The organism is Archangium violaceum Cb vi76, from assembly GCF_000733295.1.
Lineage (GTDB): Bacteria > Myxococcota > Myxococcia > Myxococcales > Myxococcaceae > Archangium > Archangium violaceum.
On record NZ_JPMI01000190.1, the window covers coordinates 1 to 885 of the forward strand.

Annotated in this window: 1 protein-coding gene; it reads right to left on the reverse strand. The window is 65.9% G+C overall.

The window, feature by feature from the left end:
• Positions 1–640: hypothetical protein (locus Q664_RS26290; RefSeq protein WP_043401490.1), on the reverse strand; the 640-nt coding region annotated here is incomplete at its 3' end.
• Positions 641–885 lie beyond the last annotated feature (245 nt).

Consider the following 885-nt stretch of genomic DNA (forward strand, 5'->3'; position numbering starts at 1 on the left):
GCGTCTTCCCGGAGCCGATGCCGCCGAGGCAGTAGATGTTGGTGAACATGGCGAGCTCCGGGATGATCTCCCAGTCCGGGTCTCCCTCGAGTGTGTTCCACTCCCCTCCCCTCTTCCCAATGAGGAAGTCGTTGGTGAAGAGGAGCGCTTTGGCCTTGGTGGCGAAGGGCTGCAGCTCGCGCACCCTGAAGACGCGGGGCCGGAAGAGGAGTGGCCAGAAGCAGGCGGCGTAGGCGCCCGCGAACGCCAGCGGCATGAGGGCCCACCAACCGAGGTGCGCGAGGTCGGCTAGTGGCCGCGGGTAAAGGCTGAAGAGCGCGAGGGACTGGGCGGCCGTAAGGAGGCAGCCATAGAGGCTGCTGCGGGCCACCTGGACGCGGAGCGACGGCGGGTGGTAGCTGCGCTTGCGCACCCGGAGGAAGTCGCCCAGGCCCATGAGGACGCCGGGGACGAGGACGAGGACGGCGGCCCAGCGGACGAGGTGCAGGTTCTGCGCGAGGGCCCGGTCCAGCGTGCCCGCCGGGAGCCGCTGAGCGCCGACCACCACGAGGACCCCCAGAGTCGCCAGTAGGAGCCCGAAGGTTCCTGCCGTGTTGGTGGCGCTGGGTGTGGAGACGGACTGCCGTGCGGGCTGGCTCATTCCTTCTTCCCTTCCCCCTACCCTTCTTCGGACTGGCCTCGTATCGAGCGGTGCCAGGTCGGTCAATCTGCGGTTTCAGTGCTACGAAGTTGCTGAAGCCGCCTGCTCTAGTTGTGTGTGTGTAAGTTGCTAGGTGTGTCAGATGGCTGCGGTGCTAGGTAGGAAGGGGGAACAGAGGGGGGGTTGTCGGTAATGCACACAGCCATCTGGCAAACTACGACGCCGGAAACGGCTAGTATTTCCAG